Source organism: Mesorhizobium sp. M7A.F.Ca.CA.002.04.1.1, from assembly GCF_004022805.1.
GTDB classification, from domain to species: domain Bacteria; phylum Pseudomonadota; class Alphaproteobacteria; order Rhizobiales; family Rhizobiaceae; genus Mesorhizobium; species Mesorhizobium ciceri.
Map to the genome: position 1 here is coordinate 1 of NZ_RZPL01000951.1, position 1752 is coordinate 1752.

Consider the following 1752-nt stretch of genomic DNA (forward strand, 5'->3'; position numbering starts at 1 on the left):
CGCCGGCAAGCTCGCCGCCGCCGCGACTTTCCGCGCCGGCATGGCGCGTTTCGCCGCGACGAAGCCCATCCATGGCGAGTGCGGTGGCTTCATGGTGCTCGGCGAAGCCCTGGAGGACGCGTCGGGCGAAACGCATGCGATGCTCGGCCTGCTCGGCCATGCCACCAGCTTCGCCAGGCGCAAGATGAACCTCGGCTACCGCGAGGCGCGGCTGCGTGCCGATTGTCCGCTGGGTGCACAGGCCGCGCTGATCCGGGGCCACGAATTCCACTATGCGCAGATGACGGCCACCGGCAATGACGAGCCGCTGGCCGACCTTGCCGACGGCCAGGGCAATCCGATCGGCGCCTCGGGCTACCGGCGCGGCCATGTCAGCGGCACCTTCTTCCATGCGATCGCGAGGGGCTAGAGCATGAAATTCGGGAATCTGGCCCTTTCACCACGGCAGGCCGTCGACGACATCGCGCTCTGCCTGGTCTTCTTCACCAGGCTGCCGCTGCCCGTCTTCGATTTTCGCGGCCGCAGCCTTGCCGCGGCGATCTGGGCCGCCCCCATCGCCGGTCTCGTCGTCGGCCTGATCGGCGCCATCGTTTTTGCCACGGCGGAACGGTTCGGCCTTGCCATGGGGCCGGCGGCCGCACTTGCCCTTATGGCAACCCTGCTCACCACCGGCTGCCTGCATGAGGACGGCCTGTCCGACGTCGCCGACGGTTTTGGCGGCGGCAAATCGCGCGGCCGCAAACTTGAGATCATGCGCGACAGCCGCATCGGCGCCTATGGTGCGGCGGCGCTGGCTCTGTCGCTGCTGGTCCGCTGGAGCGCGCTGTCGGAGTTCGTCGATCCCACACAGGCCCTGTTTGCCCTCCTGGCCGCACACGCGGCCTCGCGCGGCCTGCTTGGCGCCTTCATGCATCTCTTGCCTCCAGCGCGCGTCGACGGCCTCTCGGTCGACGCCGGCACCGTCTCGCAGGAAACCGCCATAGCCGGCGCCTTGCTCGGCGCGATCCCGCTTCTCTTGCTCGGGCTGGGCGGCGCCGTCTTCGCGCTGATCCTGCTTGGCCTGCTGTTTGCCGCATTCCGCGCCCTTTGCTTCAACCAGATCGAGGGCCAGACCGGCGACACGATCGGCGCCTTGCAGCAGGCAAGCGAGATCGCGGTGCTGCTCGTCGCTTCCGTAGCGCTTTCCTGATCCCTTTGGCCTGATTCTCGCGGCCTGATTCCTTTTCGGAGACTTTGCCCCCATGCCCTTCAAATCCCTTAGTGAATTGCGCGCCGCCTGCCTCGACCTGCCGGCTGGCAGCGATGCCGCGGCCAATGCGGTCGCCCGCCGCCAGGACACGCTGACCAAGCCGCAAGGCAGCCTCGGCCGGCTCGAGACCATCGCCGCGTGGCTGGCGCGCTGGCAGGGCCGCGACATGCCGAAACTCGACCGCGTCAAGGTTTTCGTCTTCGCCGGCAACCACGGCGTCACCGCGCAAGGTGTGTCGGCCTATCCCTCGGAAGTCACCGTGCAGATGGTGGCGAATTTCGCTGGCGGCGGTGCCGCCATCAACCAGCTTGCCCGCATGGCCGGCGCCGAACTCGACGTCATCCCGCTCGATCTCGACCATCCGACCGGCGACTTCACCCAAGGTCCGGCAATGGACGAAGCGGCCTTTCTGGCGGCGGTCTCGGCCGGCTATGATGCGGTGACGAAGGATCTGGACCTTATCTGCTTCGGCGAAATGGGTATCGGCAACACCACGCCGGCAG

General features: G+C 67.6%; 2 protein-coding genes and 1 pseudogene. All 3 read left to right on the forward strand.

The window, feature by feature from the left end:
• Positions 1 to 409, forward strand: a pseudogene (locus ENZ75_RS30870) (cobyrinic acid a,c-diamide synthase); the annotation flags it as partial.
• 3 nt (positions 410 to 412) lie between these two features.
• On the forward strand, positions 413 to 1189 hold the full coding sequence (gene cobS, locus ENZ75_RS30875; protein WP_063168249.1) for an adenosylcobinamide-GDP ribazoletransferase: 777 nt from the start codon (positions 413 to 415) through the stop codon (positions 1187 to 1189).
• A gap of 52 nt (positions 1190 to 1241) precedes the next feature.
• Positions 1242 to 1752, forward strand: a 511-nt coding sequence (locus tag ENZ75_RS30880) for a nicotinate-nucleotide--dimethylbenzimidazole phosphoribosyltransferase (protein WP_164888140.1), incomplete at its 3' end; no start/stop codon positions are given.